The organism is Exiguobacterium sp. PFWT01 (assembly GCF_018255795.1).
In the GTDB taxonomy this organism is placed as follows: Bacteria; Bacillota; Bacilli; order Exiguobacteriales; family Exiguobacteriaceae; genus Exiguobacterium.
In genome coordinates this window covers 302,949-320,386 of record NZ_CP073755.1, presented here as the reverse complement: position 1 = coordinate 320,386, position 17,438 = coordinate 302,949, and the positions used below count along the sequence as shown (strand labels likewise).

Here is a 17,438-nt window from a genome sequence, read left to right as displayed (position 1 = left end):
GAGATTATGACTGGTACGACGTGGCATTTACTTAGAACTGAATCGACTTCCCCGGCCGAAAATATGGCGATTGATGAAGCCATCGCCAATTGGGTCGCGAAGGGAGAGCTCAAACCGACGCTTCGTTTTTATTCATGGGCACCTCATGCAATCAGCGTCGGACGTTTCCAGCGAGCGACGCGTGACTTGGACCGGGACGCCCTCGAAGCGAACAATATTCCGGTCGTTCGTCGCTTGACCGGGGGACGTGCCGTGTTGCATGCGGATGAGTTGACATATAGCGTCATCTTGCCCGAATCGACCCCTGCCCTCCCGACGAATATCATCGAGAGCTATCGCCTACTCACGGAAGGCGTTCGTCGCGGATATCGCGAACTCGGCGTCCCCGCCGAATTTTCGGTGCCATTGACGGAAGAGGACCGCGAAGCGCTCCGCAAACCGAAATCGGCCGTCTGCTTCGACGCCGCATCGTACTATGAGCTTGCTGTCGACGGGAAGAAAATCGCGGGTAGTGCACAAGTGCGCCATCAAGGGGCCGTGCTTCAACACGGTTCGATTCCCCTCTCTGTCGACGATGAGGTGTTGTTCGACTGTTTCGCGATGGATGAGACGGAGAAACAAGAAGCAAAAACCCGCTTCAGCGAAAAAGCCGTCGCCTTGAACGACACGCTAAAGCGTTTCGTCTCCTTTGACGAAGTAGCGGCCGCATTCGAGACCGGCTTCAAGGACGCGTTCTCGTTAACGTTCGAACCGCTTGTCTTCACGAAAGAACAGCAAGCCGAAATCGATTTGCTCGTCAAGAAGTATGAGAGTGATGAATGGGTCTGGAAACGCTAAAAAGATTGTCCCTTTTGACCAGGGACAATCTTTTTTTAAGCTGCGTTCGTTCGGCGCAAGAGATGGCGCACTTCTCGGAACGTGACGAATGTTTTGTTGTTCGCATCATACAATTTGTAACGTAACGATTTCAAACTTGAAAATAGTCCGATTGTCGTTGCCCGTTGTAACGGCGGTGTCGACGTATGTGCTTTCTCTAGATGATAGTTCGGCACGCGTGGACTCAAATGGTGCACGTGGTGGAATCCGATATTCCCCGTCACCCATTGAAGCACTTTCGGCAACTCATAATACGAGCTTCCTTCAATGGCCGCCTTCACATAATCCCACTCCTGCTCATCCTCGAAGTATGAATCTTCAAACGTATGCTGGACATAGAACAACCAGATTCCAAGCACACCGGCGATGAACATCGTCGTGCCTTGAACGATCAAGAACGCTTGCCAACCAATCAGATAGATGAGCGCGCTATATAGGACGACGAGAGAGATATTGATGAGATATGTGTTGTGTCGCTCTTTTTTCCGGGCGTCCTTTCGATTGAAACGACTCGTGACGAGAATGAGCCAGAGCGGTCCGAGACCGAACATGACGAGCGGATGACGATACAGGCGATACTTTAGACGAGTCCATTTTGACGCTTCTATGTACTCCTCAATCGTCATGACCCAGATGTCGCCGACACCCCGTTTATCCAAATTCCCACTCGATGCATGATGAATCGCATGCTCTCGTTTCCACTTCTCGTATGGAAATAACGTCAAGACCCCCGTAATGGTTCCGACAATGGCGTTCGCCTTCTTATTTTTAAAGAATGAACCGTGTGTGCAGTCATGGAAGATGATGAACATCCGCACGACAAATCCTGCTGCAATCAACGTGAACGGCAATGTCAGGAAAATCGAGACACTTAGTAGTTGGTACGCTAAAAACCACGATACGAGAAACGGTAAAATCGTATTGATCATCTGCCGCACACTGATCCGAATATCGGACTTTTCAAACGGCGAGACGTGCTTTCTTAATTGGGCAATCTTTTCTTTACTCATAACAACCTCCTTGAATTCAACAGCGTCACAACGCAAAAATATAGATAAAACCAACAACCAACGTTGTTCAATGTGAATTCATGGATCGGAAGCATTCCCTATCAAGAATTAACACTAGGTCATTATATCACGTATAAAACTCATGTGGTGAAAATTCAGAAAAAAGACTCGCCCCTATCTTTAGAGACAAGTCTAACTGATTCATTGTTGCGTATAGATGGAAACCGAGCCGCCGTTGACGAAGAACTCGCCCCAACCGTCCGCATTAATCGTCACGAGGCGCCCGTTATTACCGGTCATGTCCTTCCACACTTCTCCTGCATTCTGTTTTCCGACATACATCCATTTCGACCCGCCTGGTCCGTCCGACAAAATCGTCGCAAGACCTGACTTCGTACGGTCCGTCACCCCTTCACGAGTCCACCCGATGACGTCTTGGTGATTGATGTAGTCATGTTGTGTACCGTAGGCGAAATCTTTACGCGCTTTCAAAATCGGCTGAAGCGACGCTGACATATTCGGGATTTCACGGTTCGTCGTCCCTTTCGTTCCATAATAATCTCCGTAGAAGAGTGTTGGATATCCTTGACCGCGTGTCATGATGGTCGCATAGGCGAGCGGTTTGAACCAATTCGCGACTGTTGATTCCAGTGACTGTCCTGGTTGCGAATCATGATTGTCGACAATCGTCACAGCGAGTGTTGGGTGCTGCTCGACGACCGTACCTTTTAGAATGTTCCGCATGTCATAGTAACCGCCACCATTCCCTGCCGCTTGGAAATTGTAATGGAGTGGTACATCGAATACGGAATGAGTGTAGCCCGTCTTGGTCAAGTAATCATTGATGGCCCCTAAGTCATTCTTCCAATACTCCGCAACAGTGAACATCTCTTTTCCGGTTGCCTGACGAACACTCGTCACCCATTCCTTTAAGTATGAATGATTGATATGCTTCACCGCATCCAGTCGGAAGCCGTCCAATCCAAGCGAATCCGCGTACCATTTCCCCCAGTTTTTCATCTCCTGACGTACTTCCGGATGCTCAAAATCGACATCGGCGTACATCAAGTAGTCATAGTTCCCGTTCTCACCCGACACTTCACTATCCCATGCTTTACCCGTACTCTTGAATTTGTAGATTCGGCTCAGACTTCGTGATTGATCCCAGTCGGTCCCATCAAAATGATACCAACGCCACTTGAACGGCGAGTATGTATTGTTCCGTCCAGCAAAATTGAATCCAGTCCAGGCAGAAATGGCATATTCCCCAGACGTCTCTTGATTTCGGTTAGAAGGATTGACCTCGACCGCTTGAACGGACTCAGTATAATCCGCTCCGCCTTTATGGTTCATGACGACATCCCCATATACGCCAATCCCTTTCACGCGTAAGTTCGAGATCGCCGACTGTAGCTGCGCTTTCGTTCCATACTTCGTCCGAGTCGTCCCTTTTTGATTGAACTCTCCTAAATCATACAAATCATAGGCCCCGTATCCGACATCATTTTGAGACGTTCCTTTATACGCCGGCGGAATCCAAACCGTGGAGATCCCGATGTCTTTCAAATGCTGAGAATCATTTGAGAGTCGATTCCAATGTTGCCCATCGTTTGGAACGTACCATTCAAAATATTGCATCATCGTACCGTTCTGTGGGGTCGCTGCCTGTGCGACCGGTTGCCCTGAAAGCAGTGCAATCGATGTCACTCCGGCCAGGACGGCAATCCCTTGTCGTTTCTTCAACATCCTTCATTCCTCCTCAAATAATTAATGAAAGCGCTTGCATTAATTATTTTGAAGGATTTTGATTTTGTTGCATAGACCGATGTCCAAAAACAGTTCTCACTCCCTAACTATTTTCCGTTCGAATAGTTCAGTCGAACGAAGCAAAGACGGATGGCTTGTGCCATCCGCCTAGTCATCCTTCCCGACTAATTCGTTTTCGTTTGAAACGGTAGCCGATGTACGGTAGTCCTGTAAATATGAGACCGATCGTCACGAGTAGTTGAATCCCAATCAATATTGTCTCGACAACGGTTGGCCAATCAAACTGAAACAACGAAAAGAGTGCAATCCATAAAATACCTAGGATGAGCGCAGCTCTTCCCATCTGACGCTCCATGTCATGATATTTTTCCTCTGTTGTTTCGACATCCGAGTAAATCGGCTTGGCATCTCGATCTCCTTTGAAAATATGAATCTCATCCCCGGTTGATGTGACATGTTCCCACCCGCTCGACGCAAACAGGTCAAAGTAGTCTTCGTCTGGACGAGTACGATAGTCCAAACTATACTGAACGTCTTCCGGTTCCCCTTCAACGAGCGTGTATCCTAGCGGGGCAAACTTCTTCAAATGCCATCCCTTCGCCGCCATTCGTTCTAGTTTCCGCATCTCACGCTCTTCAGCAAACGCCAATCCCCAGCTCGACATATACTTTTGTCTCATCTTGATCCCTCCATATCCAAAATGGCACAGGCATCTTCGACCATCGCCTGTCGTCTCTTCACATCATCCGTTAAAATCGAGCGGCCTTTATTCGTGATTCGATAGTTCTTTTTCTTTCCGTCCCCATCCATCGGTTCAATCAGTTCGGCGTTCAACAACTTTTTGATAATCGTATACATCGAAGCCGGACCAATTTGCATTCGCCCTCGCGTGGTCTCTTCGACAAATTGCATGACCAAATAGCCATGACGTGGCGTCGTGAGCGCCAATAAGATATAAAACATACTATCCGTCAGTTCCCCTAACTCTAATGAGTCCGTTCGCGGCATCTTTCCACCTCCTATATCATTGAATGATACATTTCTTATACTCAATATATATCGTTAAATGATATATGTCAATAAATGATATAAAAAAAGCCGCACCTATTTAGGTATGCGACTTCAAGATAATCGGTTTTAACTAGTGACATAGTCTAAATCATGCAAGATATACGCCAGGAAGAAAATCATGCTTGGATTCTCATATCGCATCTGGACTTTACGGAGTTGCTCGCGATACGTGACCTCATACTCGGCCCCGTTCATCTTCCGCTCCATGTTCATCTTGATGAGCGCATCAAGCTTGTCCATCATGTCGACGAGCATTCCCTCATACGTATCGTCTTTCGAGTCAGCCATATATCGACGGAACGCCGGTTGCATATACTCAGGCAACAGTCCAAGTAGACGTTCACTTTCCGCTCGCTCGTATGCCTCAAACGCAGCCCCCGTCTCTTGCGTCGAATGTTTGACTGGACCGAGCACGTCTCCGGTCACCCCTTCAACTAAATCGTGACAGAGAAGACGAGCCACGAGTTCGGCGACATCGACATCGACGTCGTACTTCTCACGCTCTAAGAGCCCACTGAACATACCGAGCGCGGCAGCCCGGAAACCATGGATCGCATCGTTGTCGTCAATCGTGTTAAAGCGACCTTTCCAGCGACGGACACTATCCATCCGCATGACGTTCTCGATGAATCGCAACACATCCGTTTCTGCCTCAACCTGGTCGAACAGCCAGCGGACCGAATCAATCGGATGATGTCGGAGTGCGGCTTTCATCTCTTCTAGCTTGTCATCAAAGTGCGGAGAGCCGTGCGCGACTTCTCGTCGCACGAACAACATCGCATCGAACGAATCAATCCCGTCCACGATTCGACCTTCGAACGAATCATCTTCCGCTTCCACCACGAAACGATGAAAGTGAGGACGTAATGATTGCGACAGCAGCTCGACAAGACCGAGGCTTGCTGTTCGCTCCATACGTTCGATGTGACCGATCAAGGTCGGTTCTTTTTTCGTCCGGTGCATGATTGGGCCCGTCTGGACTTCATTCATATCGTGAAAAATGGCTTTCCCTAGCAAATCGAGTAAGTCGACTTCACGCCCGTTCTCTTTTTCCACATAAGCCGCGATCAAACTAAAGACCGCGACACGAAAGCTATGACTCGCTGCGTTATCATGATAATGGGGGGCATATTCGTCCCATCGTTGCACGTTTTGCATGCGTGTCATCTTTCGGATAAACGTACCGTTATGCATGGTTTCACTCCTTACGATAATCGTTCAAATACATCGTCATGACAGATGACGTAGAGCATATCTGTATCTTGTAGCGGCAAGTCGAGCATCGTCGCCACATCTATGCGGTCATTGACCGCGATGAGTGTCCCCCCTGATTCGAGTAACGCCGTATTGGCTTGACGAACATTTTGCCACTCGGCTTTTGGTTTCAACGCTTGGATGTTTCCGCCTGACTGTTTGCTTAACAATTGACGGAAAATTGCCGTCGTTCCTGGATGCAATGTTGCTTTTGCCATCAAGAGGGAGACCGAGTCGTTCGCTAAAATAAAATCGTCGACGCGGACGTGTTTGAATTTCGAGATGTTCCGCTCTTCACACACTTCAACGACCGTTTGTAAATCCACTTGATGCTCTGATGACAACGCCTCGACCGCTGATGCGATCAAAAGCGACTTCCCGTCAGCAAGTAACGTCTCCGTGATACGGGCATCCGCAAAAATCGCGACGCGTCGCGCCTTCAAGACGTTTGCTTGCAGCAATACCGCTTCATCCGAAGCATCGCCTGATACGAAGTGAACTTGATCGTGCACGTACGGTTCCTCAACTAACTGATCAATCAAGACGATCTCTGCTTTCGGTTCGTAGTTAAGCACTTCATCGATTGCTTTCTTCGTCTTCGGTGACCACCCGATATACACATAATGTCCTTCTCCACGATACACTAGTCTTCCCTCCCGTTTTAGCCGTTGAAACGTCGCACCGATTTCAACCAATTTTCCAATCAACGCCCCGATAATCCCAATCCCGAATAGGAATAAGAATATCCCGAGCCATCGCCCTGCCACGGAGGACGGATAAAAGTCCCCGTATCCGACGGTCGTCAATGTCGTCATCGTCCACCAGAACGAATCAAATAATGATCCGAATGTCTCAGGTTCTAAAACATACCCGAGCACGGTTCCTAAGATAATGATGCCAATCGAAGCTAAGACGACATTCAAAAATGATAATTTCGCTAACCCTTTCCACACACGAAATAAGATATGCACTGTTTCCCCCTCCTTCTCTCTTATATACTAAACGTAACCACAAAAAGATTCACGAAACCATTTTGATGGTGATTCCGTATAAGAAGAAAAAAGGAAGGACTGACTTATGAACTCCATCGTCTTAGAGTATCGTCTCTATAAAAATGAATTATCGTTCGAACCACTATACCATTACACGTCTCTCGGCTTAGACGAAGTGCTAGCTCGTCGTGAATGTGAGTTTTTCGTCAAAGACGGCATGACCTACAAACAACGCTCGTCTGCCCTTGAAGGCGATCAATACTTTTTAATTTATGTCGATCGCTATACAGAGGGACCGATGGACAAGCACGAAACGAGCGACATCAAAGTCGAAATCCGCACGCTCGACGACCGGTTTGACAACCCATTACTCGAAGCCTATTACGTCGACCGCCACCTTGATGCACTCGCCATGCTCGGAAGCCAATACTTGTATGTCGCCGGTAAAGAATATGAGCGCGATTCAGCAGAAACAGATGAAGATCGTGGTGTGTATGTTATCTACGTCACACCGACTGGTTATGAATTGGAGGAATCAACATGAAGACAAGCAAGAAAATTTTAAGCGGACTATCCGTTGCGGTATTGACCACTTCCCTTGCCGCGTGCGGTGGGGATGAATATGAAGAGGCGGCACTCCCGGAAGAACCGACCGGATACGAATGTGACGATTGGGACTGGGATGACGAGACCGAGTCGTATTATTGTGACGACGACCGCTCTCCGCACTATGGTAGCTACTTCTTACTCGGTAGCCTGTTCCGCTCAAAAAATGCGTTGAAGAGCTCTTCGTCGTATAAGACGTATAAAGCCAACGGTGGTGCGACCGGTGCCGTATCGAACGGCTCAAATTCAGGATCGTCAAAATCTGGACTCGGCAGTGGCTCTAAAGGTGGATTCGGCGGATGACGCGTGACGAACTTTACAGTCAAATCCCTTATTTTTGGCCCGATTTAAACGATGAAGAATATGCCTTATATGATTGTTTTGAGATGACCGCCTCGCAGGTTGCCTCTATCCGAGAGGCAACCGAGGCGGTTGACTCGATTTTTCGGAAGACGAATCAATTGTTACGCACCCTACCTGACGAGACGCTCCGACTGCTCGGTTACCCTGAGGCGAGTCTGCCGTTTTTACGGGAGAAGACGATGCCGCAGGAGACAATCATCGGCCGTTACGACTGGATCATGAAAGATGGTCAACTCAAATTGATGGAGTTCAATGCGGACACACCAACGTTCATTAAAGAACTATTTGACGTGAACGGTGTGGTCGCTTCCGAGTTCGGTCTCCTCGATCCGAACAGGGAAGCCACCGCCCAACTGAAAACCGAACTGCGCAAGGCCATCGTCGCCGCATGGAATCGACTCGAACGAGAAGGCACACCAAAAATCGTCTTTACGGCACATGACGACAACATCGAAGACAAATGGACGGCGCGCTTTCTGCAAGAGACCCTCGATTTACCGTCTGAATTCGTACCGTTGCACGCCCTACTCGTCGACGAAGACGGTGTCTACACGCCATCGGGCGAACGGATTGACATCTTGTATCGTCAAACATATCCGATCGAGCATCTTGTGGACGACCGGGCAGCAGACGGAGACTTGATCGGCATTCGGTTACTTGAACTGAACCTGCAAAAGCATGTGTCGCTGCTCAACCCGCTCTCGGCGTTCCTCATGCAGTCCAAAGGCGTACAAGCCCTCATTTGGGAATTGTATGAGACGGAGACACTATTCGATCAAGCCGAGCGCGACATCATCGGAACATATTTTTTACCGACTTACTTAGAAGACACACCGTTTCTCGGTGAATCGGACTATGTCAAAAAGCCGGCATTCGGACGTGAAGGGGACTCCGTCATCTTGTATACGAAAGATGGCCAACCGTTTCATCGCGAAACATTACAAACGTATGCGGAAGAAACGGCCGTGTACCAACAGTTCATCGAACTCCCGACACGGATGACGACAACCGTCAAAGGTCGTATGGAGACACATTACATGATCGGATGTTTTTGCTTGAACGGACACCCATCCGCACTCGGCGTCCGCGCCGGCAGCATGATCACGAACAACCAATCTTATTACTTAGCCGTTGGCACACCTATACAAAAGGAGACGAACTCATGACATTCATCACACTCGATTCAATCTTAAGCTTCCTGGCCCACCTCGGGACAGGATTCGGTCTCATTCTTGCGGGACTCATCATCTTCGCACTAACGACCAAATATTCGGAACGCAAGTTAATCAAAGAAGGCAACATGGCTGTCGCGTTGAAACTTTGGGGGAAAGCACTAGGACTCGCCATCGTCATTTATACAGTCTGGGCGAACAGCGTCAACTTGCTCGATGCGTTCATCTGGGGACTCGTCGGTATCGCCGCCCAAGTATTGGCGTTCTGGACGTTTGAATACATCCTTACACCAGGCGTGAATTTAGAAAAAGAAGTCGAGAATGGCAACATGGCCATCGGTTTCAGCTTGTTCGCCGCATCACTCGTCGTCGGGATCATCGTCGCCGCGAGCTTGACGTACTAATCAAACACCCCATGCACGCATTTGCGAAGCATGGGGTGTTCGTATTTATAAAAGTCAGGAGGAACAATCATGTCGAAGCGAATCATCTTACTCACAATCGTTTCCGGTCTCATCATCGTAGCCATCGCAATCGGTGTCGGACTTTACACCTACACTAACATTCAGGCTGGTGACTCATACGAAAATGCCGAAAAAGAAATGAATCGTTATATGACGACGAACAATTGGTATACGTTTGAAATTCATAATATGGAACAGTCCGTTCTCTCTTTTTACACAAATGAAGACCGCTCCGTCATCGGTCTAGCTGAGATTGATGTCGAAACAGGGAACTTAGGGTCTGTCACGAAACAAACAGAGCCGAATCAGCCTTTTGATTTCGTTATCCTTCGAGTTGAAGACATGGAGTACATCGGTGTTCACCTTAAAGAGCGACCGGAAGATGTCGTCTATTTACGGTTAAACGGTGACGATGTCTCAAAAGATTTTCTTGTAAACGATCCCGAAATTGAAAGCTACACCATGACATATGTCATTGAAACAACACAACCGTCAGATGGTTCGTGGTCACTTGAAACATTGGATGCCAACAAACAAGTCATACATTCAAGTAAACTTACGGAATAACCTATATTGTGCATCAAGACGACTTTTTCCAGTCGTCTTTTTTAGTTGGTCGCAAGAACTCCAGACGGTCCGAAAAATTCATATCGTGCCTGTGGAATAGCGCGAACGACCGTTTCCATCATCGCATTCGGTCCGCACGTATAAACATCATGCCCTTCCACATCAAGTTCCTCAAGGTGTGACTTATTCATGCAACCCGATACGTCATCTGCATGTGTGAGCAGATGAAGCCCTTCCTTCACGAGTTCATCGAGTTCGTCTCCGAGTGGACGAAGGTCCATACTCCGAACCGCGTGCAATAACGTGACAGGACGTCCTTGTTCGAGTGCCGTCTTCGCCATGTTGAAGAGTGGCGTAATCCCGATTCCTCCCGCGATGAGTGTGAGCGGACGTTCAGACGTTTCAAGGATGAATTCTCCTGCTGGTGCGCTCATCGGGACTTCTGTTCCGACCGTCTGCTCATGAAGCCAGTTTGAGACGAGTCCCTCCGCTTTCGGCGCAATCCAGTAGCCGTCCTCTGTCGTCTCGATGACACTATATTGACGATGATGTAGGATGTCCTCTCCTGCAATGCGCGCTTGAACCGAGACATATTGTCCTGGGATGGCTGTGCCAATAACTCCATCTTTCGCGACGAGACGGAATCGTTTCACTTCAGGTGTATCTACTATGATTTCTTCGATGACGAACGGTTTGAATCCGACCCATGGCGCGTCATCATACATTTTTTTCTCGAGTGAGATGAAGACATCGGCAATCACACCGTAAGCTTTTGCCCATGCATCGATGATGTCAGGTGTTGCAGCTTCACCGAGTACGTCTTGAATCGCCGCAAGCAAGTTCTCACCAACGATCGGATAATGCTCCGGGCGGATGTTCAAACTTTTATGTTTATGAAGTGCTGGTTGGATGGCAGGAAGAATCGCTTCGAGTCGGTCGATATGAAGCGCAGCCGCATAGACCGCGTTCGCGAGTGCTTCCGGCTGACGTCCTCGCTTTTGGTTCGTATGGTTGAAGAAGTGACGAACTTCTGGATTTTGTTCAAACATTCGTTGATAAAAATGCTTCGTGATCGTCACACCATTTTCTTTCAAAACTGGTGCCGTCGCCTTTACAATCTCAATCGTTTGTTGATCTAACATGTGAATTTCCCCCTTTTGTTTTGTACACGTTCATTATGTGAGTCAAGTCACTTTAAAGCAATATATTAAATACTTGTTTAAAGTAGATTTCACGTTTCTGACTTATTTTCGCCATCACCCTTTCACATTTGTTCGAATCGCACTTTTTTGGATTGTCTTGTACAATGAAACGAGAGGTGATGATGGATGAGACTCACGCAAACATGTGACTACGCACTGCGAACGTTGATGTATAGCGCTACGTTTTCACATCGGCTCGTCACGATTCAAGAAGTGGCAGACCAATATAACATCTCCAAAAACCATGTCATGAAGGTTGTATATGAGCTTGGGAAACATGGTTATTTGGAATCGGTGCGTGGTCGAGGCGGCGGCTTTCGACTCGCACGACCGATGGATGACATCAATGTAGGGGAAGTCGTTCGGACGATGGAACCGTTCGAACTTGTGGAATGCTTCGGGGAAGGCCGATGCGTCATCACACCTGCCTGTGATTTACGAGGTGTTTTGAATGAAGCCATGTTGGCGTTTCTTCATGTACTCGATCGTTACACGATTGCGGATCTCGTCGTCAACCGAACGAACGAACTCGCCATGTTATTAGGCGTACAAAACCCGACGGACTGAAATGGTCCGTCGGGTTTTCCGCTTACAAAGCCTTTAGTTTTGATTCGATTTCTGCTCGCTTTGACTCAAGAAACGGAGGCAAGGCTAATCGTTCTCCGAGTGTCTCAAGCGATTCATCCGTCGCAAATCCCGGTTCATCTGTTGCCAGTTCCACTAAGATTCCGCTCGGTTCGCGGAAGTAAATCGACTGAAAATAGTAACGGTCAATAAGACCAGAGTGGCTGATTCCATGTGCGTCAAGCTTCTCGATCCACTGCGTCATATCGTCTGTTTCTTCCACTCGAATCGCCACATGATGCACACTCCCTCGCCCTGGTCGTTCCGATGGCAAATCCGGCCGATTGACGAGATGAATCTCTGTTGCCACACCACCCTCGCCCGTCTCAAAGACACGCACGTCATGTCCATCCCGTTCAAATGTCGTTACATATCGATAGCCAAGCACTTCTGTTAGCACCCGTGCCGTCTTGTCAATCCGCCGTACTGTCCATTCACTGAATCCGAGACCGAAGATACCGAGGTCCGTTGGCACTGGACCTTTGCTCCAAGGTGTCCCGCTCCCTCCTTCTACAAGACAGAGACGTTGACCCTCATGATCTTCGAACGAAAGGGTCGCCCTTCCTAAAACCGACTCGATTTCTCCGTAAGATACATCGAACGCGTCAAAACGCTCCTGCCAGTACGCGAGCGCCCCATCCGGCACCCTGAGTGCTGTCCGGGAAATACTGCTTGACCCTCGATACGTCTGTCCGAGAAACGGTAACTCAAAGAACGTCAAATCGGTTCCAGGCGTACCCATCTCGTCTGCATAGAACAAGTGATACATCGATGGGTCATCCTGGTTAACCGTCTTTTTGACGAGCCGCATCCCTAGTATTTCCGTGTAGAATCGCAAGTTCTTCTTAGCATCCCCGGTCATCGCTGACACGTGATGTTGTCCACTAATCACCTTCATCCCTCATCTCCCCTTTCGACTATATCGTTATTGTATCATCCCCAAATGAGTAAAGTCCTCTTTACATTATGTAAAGTTTGTTTTACACTAGTGGTAGAAACTAGAAATGAGGTGGCACGATGCCATTGATCAACCGCGTGAAAGAACTGCGTGCACGGCACCAGTTAACCCAAGGTGACCTGGCCGAAAAAGTTGGTGTGACGAGACAGACGATCATCTCGCTCGAGAAAGGCAGTTACACGCCGTCGCTCATGCTGGCGATGCACATCGCACGGGTGTTTGAGGAACCGGTCGAATCTATATTCACAATCGAGGAGGAATCACAATGAAACATGTCGTCATTCAATCTATTTCAAGTATCATCTTGTATGTCCTGATGGCTTTTCTATTCAGTTCGTTTTTATCTGATATGTCGAAAACAGTCATCGAGTCTGACCGATTCTTAGTTGAATTTAATCTACTCCCACTACTATTACTCGTTGTTTTTGGCATCGTTTGGACAGTCTATTCGTTTAACACCCGGCCGAATAAACAGTTGAGCTTTGCCCAATGGTCCGTCCGGATGACAGAGTTCAGTGAGGTCGATGAGCGTGAACAAATCATCACAGCGAAAGCGACAAAAGCTGCCTACGTCTCGTTCGGCATTTCAGTCCCAATCCTTATGGGATCGTTCATGTTCTATCCGTTATTTGAAGAGACGCTCCCTGCCTATCCAATATACGCCCTTGCTTCTACATTGGTCATCGCGACACTCGTTTATATGACGACCTGGATTCGCGGCTATCGACATTAAGGAATTCATCACGGATTCCTTTTTTTGTGTCCATTTTTCATCGATTCGGCTATCATGATTGCCAATTCTATTACACCATGCTTATATATAACTAAATCGTTATATAAAGATTGTAAGGAGTCTTGCTTTGTGAAAACCGTCGATTTGACGATTGGAAACGTGCAACGCGTCATTCTGGCTCTTGCCCTTCCGCTCGTCGGTAGCTCGTTATTACAATTTACGTATAGTCTCGTCGACATGTTTTGGGTCGGTGCGCTCGGGAGCGATGCTGTGTCAAGTATCGGTGCGGCTAGTTTTTATATCATGCTCGGACAGGCGATTCAATCGTTGATTGTCGTTGGCGCCGGCATCAAAGTATCACAAGCTGTCGGGAGACGTGACCTCAATTCGGTTCAGCGTCATGTCCGGGCCAGCAGGCGTCTGAATCTAACACTCGGTCTTTCGTACGCCTCACTACTAATTGTGTTCGGTCATACCCTCATCGGCTTTTTGAATATGGGTGCCCCCGCTGTGGAGCAGGTTGCGTATGAATATTTGTTCGTCAGCGCGCCGATGCTCATCTTTTCTTTCTTTAATTTGCTGTTTGCTCGTCTATTCAGTGCATATGGCAATACGACAACAGCGATGCGAATCAATGCGACAGGTGTCATCCTCAATATGATTCTCTCCCCGATTTTCATTTATCCATTCCAACTCGGTGTGATCGGGGCTGCCCTTGCAACACTTGTCGCCAACGTCATGATGTTCGGATTGTTTTGGCACCGTGCTCGTACATTATTCAATTGGGATGAAGTCGTTCAGCCGACTCGAGCTGACTATAAAGAAATCATCCGTCTTGGTTTTCCGATGGCAACCCAACGGATTTTGTTCACGGTAATCAGTATTTTTCTTGCCCGCATGATTGGCTCATACGGGACGGAAGCGATTGCGGCACAGCGCATAGGACTTCAAATCGAATCGATTGCCTACATGATGATTGGTGGCTTGAACGGAGCAATGGCTAGCTATACCGGTCAAAACCTCGGGGCACGAAAAGTAGATCGTGTTTATGAAGGTTACCGGGTAACGACCCGACTCGGGATGGTTTACACAGGATTCATTATGTTGTTCTTTTTATTCGTCCCAGATTTACTCATTGGTCTATTCGTCGATGACGTTCGAACCATTGAAATTGGGGCGAGCTACTTGCGAATTATCGGCATTTCGCTCGTCTTCTCATCGATTGAAATGATCGGAAACGGATACTTCTCAGGACTCGGATTACCGAAAATCCCCGCGACCATCTCGATTATTTTCACAGTGGCCCGTATCCCGCTCGCATTTTTTCTTGAGCCTTATCTCGGAATCGATGCCATCTGGTGGAGTATCGCCATCTCAAGTATCACAAAAGGGCTTGTCTCTGCCCTCTTTGTCCGACTAACGAAAAAGGAAGTGATTTCCCTTGCAGAAGCAGTTTAATCAACTACCCCACCATCTCATCACAAGTGGAAAATTTGCCATCGAGCGAGAAATGTTACGAGTCACGTCAGAAGGCACACTAGCTGTTACGAAGCATCCAAAAGCACTCGGTCATAAAGCGACACATCCATACATCACGACCGACTTTTCTGAAAGTCAAATTGAGCTCGTCACTCCAACGTTTCCGACGATTGAGGCGGCACATCATTTTTTAGAAACGTTATACGACATCACGGCGCTAAACATAGGCGATGAACGCCTTTGGCCACAATCGATGCCATGTGCCTTGCCGGAAGGTGGTACGATTCCACTCGCTGATTTTGGTGTGTCCGGACTAGAGGCTAGTCGTTATCGTGAGCATCTGCTCCAAAAATATGGTGCGAAAAAACAACTCATTTCTGGAATCCATTTCAACTTTTCATTTTCCGATGAGATGTTATCCGCATTATACGAAGGATCCCCTGAACAATATCGACACTTCAAAGATCACCTATATTTGAAGTTAGTTCGTCAATATTTACGAATGCGTTGGCTCATCGTCTATTTGCTCGGTGCTACCCCCGCCGTACATGCGAGTTATGAAGAACGATGTGTCAGCCAGATGCAAGCGCTCCATGTAGACACTTTTTCAAATAAACAAGCATTGTCATATCGGAATAGCGACTGTGGGTACACGAATGTTGAACCACTTTATCCAAATTATGCGACACTCTCTAGTTATATAGATGATGTAAGATGGTTCATTGCCAAAGGCGAGATTGCCAATCCGAACGAACTCTACTCCCCCATCCGATTGAAAACATCGAAAGGTGGTAACGACTTAAGTCAACTCGAGGCACACGGTATCGATTACATTGAAATTCGCAACATCGATTTGAATCCGTTTGAAAAGACCGGAATTGCTCGTTCAGATTTACGGTTCCTTCATCTGTTTTTGTTGTACTTGACCTTTACTGAGGAGACATCTCATGTCGATTGGCAAGCTGAAGCGTACAATAATCAACAACGTGTCGCCAAAGAAGGCATGTCTCCCGCAAGCATATTGACTCGAGATGGTTACGCCATACCTTTACACACGTACGCGACAGAACTTCTCGACGCCATCGATTCGTTCAACACACACTATGACCTCGGCTTCGAAGATGTCTTTCCCGCTGTACGCGAAAAAATTGATCACGTGGACAGGACGTACGCTTCCCGATTAAAGACGATTATGATCGAGACAGGTTATCACGCATGGTCCCTCGCCCAAGCAGAACACTTTTATGAGGACGCCTATGCAAATCGTTTTCGCATTCACGGTTATGCCGACCTGGAACTGTCTACTCAAATCTTAATGAAATCCGCAATTAAACGTGGTTATCGTGTCGATGTCATCGATCGTTCTGACCAGTTCATTCGGATTCGAAACGGCAAACACGAAGAATACGTCAAACAGGCAACGAAAACATCAAAAGACAATTATGTTTCCGTCTTAATGATGGAGAATAAAACGGTGACAAAGTTTGTACTCGCAGAGCATGGCATTCGTGTCCCTGAAGGGGTAGAACTTCAAGAGGAATCGGATTTATCTCAGGCATGGCGTTCATTTTCAAAACAACCCATCGTCTTAAAGCCGAAGTCTACAAACTTCGGAGTCGGTATTCACATTTTTAAAGACGGAGCGACGTATGAGGAAGCACTGTCTGCATTTCAGTATGCGAAAACGTTTGATGATGTCGTTTTACTTGAGACATTCTTACCCGGAAAAGAATATCGCTTCCTCGTCATCGGGGATGATGTCGCGGGCATCCTCCATCGTGTCCCGGCGAACGTCACTGGAGATGGCATCTCTTCCATTCGTCAACTCGTTGCGACAAAAAATGAAGACCCGTTGCGTGGGAAAGGATACAAGACACCACTCGAGAAAATCGAAATCGACGAGGTCGTCATCTCATTTTTACGTGCTCAAGGTAAGACACCCGATAGTATTCCCGCTCTCGATGAGCGTGTCTTCTTGCGCGAAAACTCTAATATCAGTACCGGCGGAGATAGTATCGACTATACGGATCAAATTTCTGACATCTATAAGCGTGTTGCTGTCGATGCCGCTAAGTCAGTCGGGGCAACCATCTGTGGTGTCGATATGATGATTCCCTCTCTCGATCATGCGCAAATCGAATACGGTATCATCGAATTGAATTTTAATCCCGCCATCCATATCCACGCTTTTCCTTATGAGGGAAAAGAACGACCGATTGGTGAGATGCTACTTGATTTATTGTTTAAATATTGAGTATTCCTGTTTCGGAATATTCCTAATTGGGAATATTCCAAATAAG

General features: G+C 47.6%; 19 protein-coding genes. 11 read left to right on the top strand and 8 right to left on the bottom strand.

From position 1 onward, the window contains the following. The first annotated feature begins 6 nt into the window (after positions 1-6). On the top strand, positions 7-837 hold the full coding sequence (locus tag KD909_RS01845; RefSeq protein ID WP_012727450.1) for a lipoate--protein ligase family protein: 831 nt from the start codon (positions 7-9) through the stop codon (positions 835-837). Positions 838-872: 35 nt separating this feature from the next. Here the strand turns inward: KD909_RS01845 and KD909_RS01840 are convergent, their stop codons facing one another. The 6 genes from KD909_RS01840 to KD909_RS01815 form a co-directional block, all read right to left on the bottom strand. Then, positions 873-1,886, bottom strand: a complete 1,014-nt coding sequence (locus tag KD909_RS01840) for a Delta(5) desaturase DesA (RefSeq protein ID WP_012727451.1) — start codon at positions 1,884-1,886, stop codon at positions 873-875. A gap of 201 nt (positions 1,887-2,087) precedes the next feature. Further along, a complete protein-coding gene (gene amyS / locus KD909_RS01835) occupies positions 2,088-3,629 on the bottom strand; it encodes an alpha-amylase (protein ID WP_371744415.1) in 1,542 nt (513 codons plus the stop codon). A 175-nt stretch (positions 3,630-3,804) separates the two neighbouring features. Beyond that, positions 3,805-4,332 carry a DUF2812 domain-containing protein gene (locus KD909_RS01830; protein ID WP_211782186.1) on the bottom strand — a complete coding sequence of 176 codons (528 nt, stop codon included), beginning with the start codon at positions 4,330-4,332 and terminating at the stop codon, positions 3,805-3,807. After that, positions 4,329-4,661 (bottom strand): PadR family transcriptional regulator, encoded by a 333-nt coding sequence (locus tag KD909_RS01825; RefSeq protein WP_012727454.1) that lies wholly within the window; start codon positions 4,659-4,661, stop codon positions 4,329-4,331. Before KD909_RS01825 ends, KD909_RS01830 begins: the two co-directional genes overlap by 4 nt. A 129-nt stretch (positions 4,662-4,790) precedes the next feature. Further along, positions 4,791-5,918: a YfbR-like 5'-deoxynucleotidase gene (locus KD909_RS01820; RefSeq protein ID WP_078147724.1), complete on the bottom strand. Its 1,128-nt coding sequence runs from the start codon at positions 5,916-5,918 to the stop codon at positions 4,791-4,793. 11 nt (positions 5,919-5,929) lie between these two features. After that, positions 5,930-6,949, bottom strand: a complete 1,020-nt coding sequence (locus tag KD909_RS01815; protein WP_211782185.1) for an ion channel — start codon at positions 6,947-6,949, stop codon at positions 5,930-5,932. Between the two features lie 106 nt (positions 6,950-7,055). Here KD909_RS01815 and KD909_RS01810 point away from each other — a divergent pair, with 106 nt between their 5' ends. The 5 genes from KD909_RS01810 to KD909_RS01790 all read left to right on the top strand — a co-directional run bounded on the left by KD909_RS01810 (position 7,056) and on the right by KD909_RS01790 (position 10,142). Beyond that, complete coding sequence (locus KD909_RS01810) at positions 7,056-7,514, top strand: hypothetical protein (protein WP_012727457.1); 459 nt, start codon at positions 7,056-7,058, stop codon at positions 7,512-7,514. Continuing rightward, the gene (locus KD909_RS01805) at positions 7,511-7,879 is read left to right on the top strand and encodes a hypothetical protein (protein ID WP_012727458.1); all 369 of its coding nucleotides are present in this window, start codon (positions 7,511-7,513) and stop codon (positions 7,877-7,879) included. Before KD909_RS01810 ends, KD909_RS01805 begins: the two co-directional genes overlap by 4 nt. Further along, complete coding sequence (locus KD909_RS01800) at positions 7,876-9,105, top strand: glutathionylspermidine synthase family protein (protein ID WP_211782184.1); 1,230 nt, start codon at positions 7,876-7,878, stop codon at positions 9,103-9,105. The genes KD909_RS01805 and KD909_RS01800 overlap by 4 nt, the downstream gene beginning before the upstream one ends. Then, on the top strand, positions 9,102-9,515 hold the full coding sequence (locus KD909_RS01795) for a DUF350 domain-containing protein (RefSeq protein WP_012727460.1): 414 nt from the start codon (positions 9,102-9,104) through the stop codon (positions 9,513-9,515). The genes KD909_RS01800 and KD909_RS01795 overlap by 4 nt, the downstream gene beginning before the upstream one ends. Before the next feature lie 69 nt (positions 9,516-9,584). Beyond that, positions 9,585-10,142, top strand: coding sequence for a hypothetical protein (locus tag KD909_RS01790; protein WP_211782183.1), 558 nt, complete (start codon positions 9,585-9,587; stop codon positions 10,140-10,142). Between the two features lie 41 nt (positions 10,143-10,183). Here KD909_RS01790 and KD909_RS01785 read toward each other — a convergent pair whose 3' ends face one another. Beyond that, the gene (locus tag KD909_RS01785) at positions 10,184-11,284 is read right to left on the bottom strand and encodes a globin domain-containing protein (protein ID WP_012727462.1); all 1,101 of its coding nucleotides are present in this window, start codon (positions 11,282-11,284) and stop codon (positions 10,184-10,186) included. A 186-nt stretch (positions 11,285-11,470) separates the two neighbouring features. On the opposite strand from KD909_RS01785, the gene KD909_RS01780 reads away from it, so the two are divergent. After that, positions 11,471-11,911 carry an RrF2 family transcriptional regulator gene (locus tag KD909_RS01780; RefSeq protein ID WP_211782182.1) on the top strand — a complete coding sequence of 147 codons (441 nt, stop codon included), beginning with the start codon at positions 11,471-11,473 and terminating at the stop codon, positions 11,909-11,911. 22 nt (positions 11,912-11,933) lie between these two features. On the opposite strand, the gene KD909_RS01775 is transcribed toward KD909_RS01780, so the two are convergent. Continuing rightward, the gene (locus tag KD909_RS01775; protein ID WP_211782181.1) at positions 11,934-12,866 is read right to left on the bottom strand and encodes a ring-cleaving dioxygenase; all 933 of its coding nucleotides are present in this window, start codon (positions 12,864-12,866) and stop codon (positions 11,934-11,936) included. Positions 12,867-12,985: 119 nt separating this feature from the next. On the opposite strand from KD909_RS01775, the gene KD909_RS01770 reads away from it, so the two are divergent. From KD909_RS01770 to gshAB, 4 genes are all read left to right on the top strand, one after another. After that, the gene (locus KD909_RS01770; RefSeq protein WP_012727465.1) at positions 12,986-13,195 is read left to right on the top strand and encodes a helix-turn-helix transcriptional regulator; all 210 of its coding nucleotides are present in this window, start codon (positions 12,986-12,988) and stop codon (positions 13,193-13,195) included. Beyond that, positions 13,192-13,659, top strand: a complete 468-nt coding sequence (locus KD909_RS01765) for a hypothetical protein (protein ID WP_211782180.1) — start codon at positions 13,192-13,194, stop codon at positions 13,657-13,659. Before KD909_RS01770 ends, KD909_RS01765 begins: the two co-directional genes overlap by 4 nt. 129 nt (positions 13,660-13,788) lie before the next feature. Continuing rightward, positions 13,789-15,117 (top strand): MATE family efflux transporter, encoded by a 1,329-nt coding sequence (locus KD909_RS01760; protein WP_211782179.1) that lies wholly within the window; start codon positions 13,789-13,791, stop codon positions 15,115-15,117. Next, positions 15,101-17,392, top strand: a complete 2,292-nt coding sequence (gene gshAB, locus KD909_RS01755; protein ID WP_211782178.1) for a bifunctional glutamate--cysteine ligase GshA/glutathione synthetase GshB — start codon at positions 15,101-15,103, stop codon at positions 17,390-17,392. Before KD909_RS01760 ends, gshAB begins: the two co-directional genes overlap by 17 nt. Positions 17,393-17,438: the final 46 nt, after the last annotated feature.

Excerpts from the sequence above, each read along its gene's own strand:
- KD909_RS01845 (WP_012727450.1), top strand. The coding sequence starts at position 7 with ATGACTGGTACGACGTGGCATTTACTTAGAACTGAATCGACTTCCCCG.
- KD909_RS01840 (WP_012727451.1), bottom strand. The coding sequence starts at position 1,886 with ATGAGTAAAGAAAAGATTGCCCAATTAAGAAAGCACGTCTCGCCGTTT.
- KD909_RS01830 (WP_211782186.1), bottom strand. The coding sequence starts at position 4,332 with ATGAGACAAAAGTATATGTCGAGCTGGGGATTGGCGTTTGCTGAAGAG.
- KD909_RS01825 (WP_012727454.1), bottom strand. The coding sequence starts at position 4,661 with ATGCCGCGAACGGACTCATTAGAGTTAGGGGAACTGACGGATAGTATG.
- KD909_RS01820 (WP_078147724.1), bottom strand. The coding sequence starts at position 5,918 with ATGCATAACGGTACGTTTATCCGAAAGATGACACGCATGCAAAACGTG.
- KD909_RS01810 (WP_012727457.1), top strand. The coding sequence starts at position 7,056 with ATGAACTCCATCGTCTTAGAGTATCGTCTCTATAAAAATGAATTATCG.
- KD909_RS01805 (WP_012727458.1), top strand. The coding sequence starts at position 7,511 with ATGAAGACAAGCAAGAAAATTTTAAGCGGACTATCCGTTGCGGTATTG.
- KD909_RS01800 (WP_211782184.1), top strand. The coding sequence starts at position 7,876 with ATGACGCGTGACGAACTTTACAGTCAAATCCCTTATTTTTGGCCCGAT.
- KD909_RS01795 (WP_012727460.1), top strand. The coding sequence starts at position 9,102 with ATGACATTCATCACACTCGATTCAATCTTAAGCTTCCTGGCCCACCTC.
- KD909_RS01790 (WP_211782183.1), top strand. The coding sequence starts at position 9,585 with ATGTCGAAGCGAATCATCTTACTCACAATCGTTTCCGGTCTCATCATC.
- KD909_RS01785 (WP_012727462.1), bottom strand. The coding sequence starts at position 11,284 with ATGTTAGATCAACAAACGATTGAGATTGTAAAGGCGACGGCACCAGTT.
- KD909_RS01780 (WP_211782182.1), top strand. The coding sequence starts at position 11,471 with ATGAGACTCACGCAAACATGTGACTACGCACTGCGAACGTTGATGTAT.
- KD909_RS01775 (WP_211782181.1), bottom strand. The coding sequence starts at position 12,866 with ATGAAGGTGATTAGTGGACAACATCACGTGTCAGCGATGACCGGGGAT.
- KD909_RS01770 (WP_012727465.1), top strand. The coding sequence starts at position 12,986 with ATGCCATTGATCAACCGCGTGAAAGAACTGCGTGCACGGCACCAGTTA.
- KD909_RS01765 (WP_211782180.1), top strand. The coding sequence starts at position 13,192 with ATGAAACATGTCGTCATTCAATCTATTTCAAGTATCATCTTGTATGTC.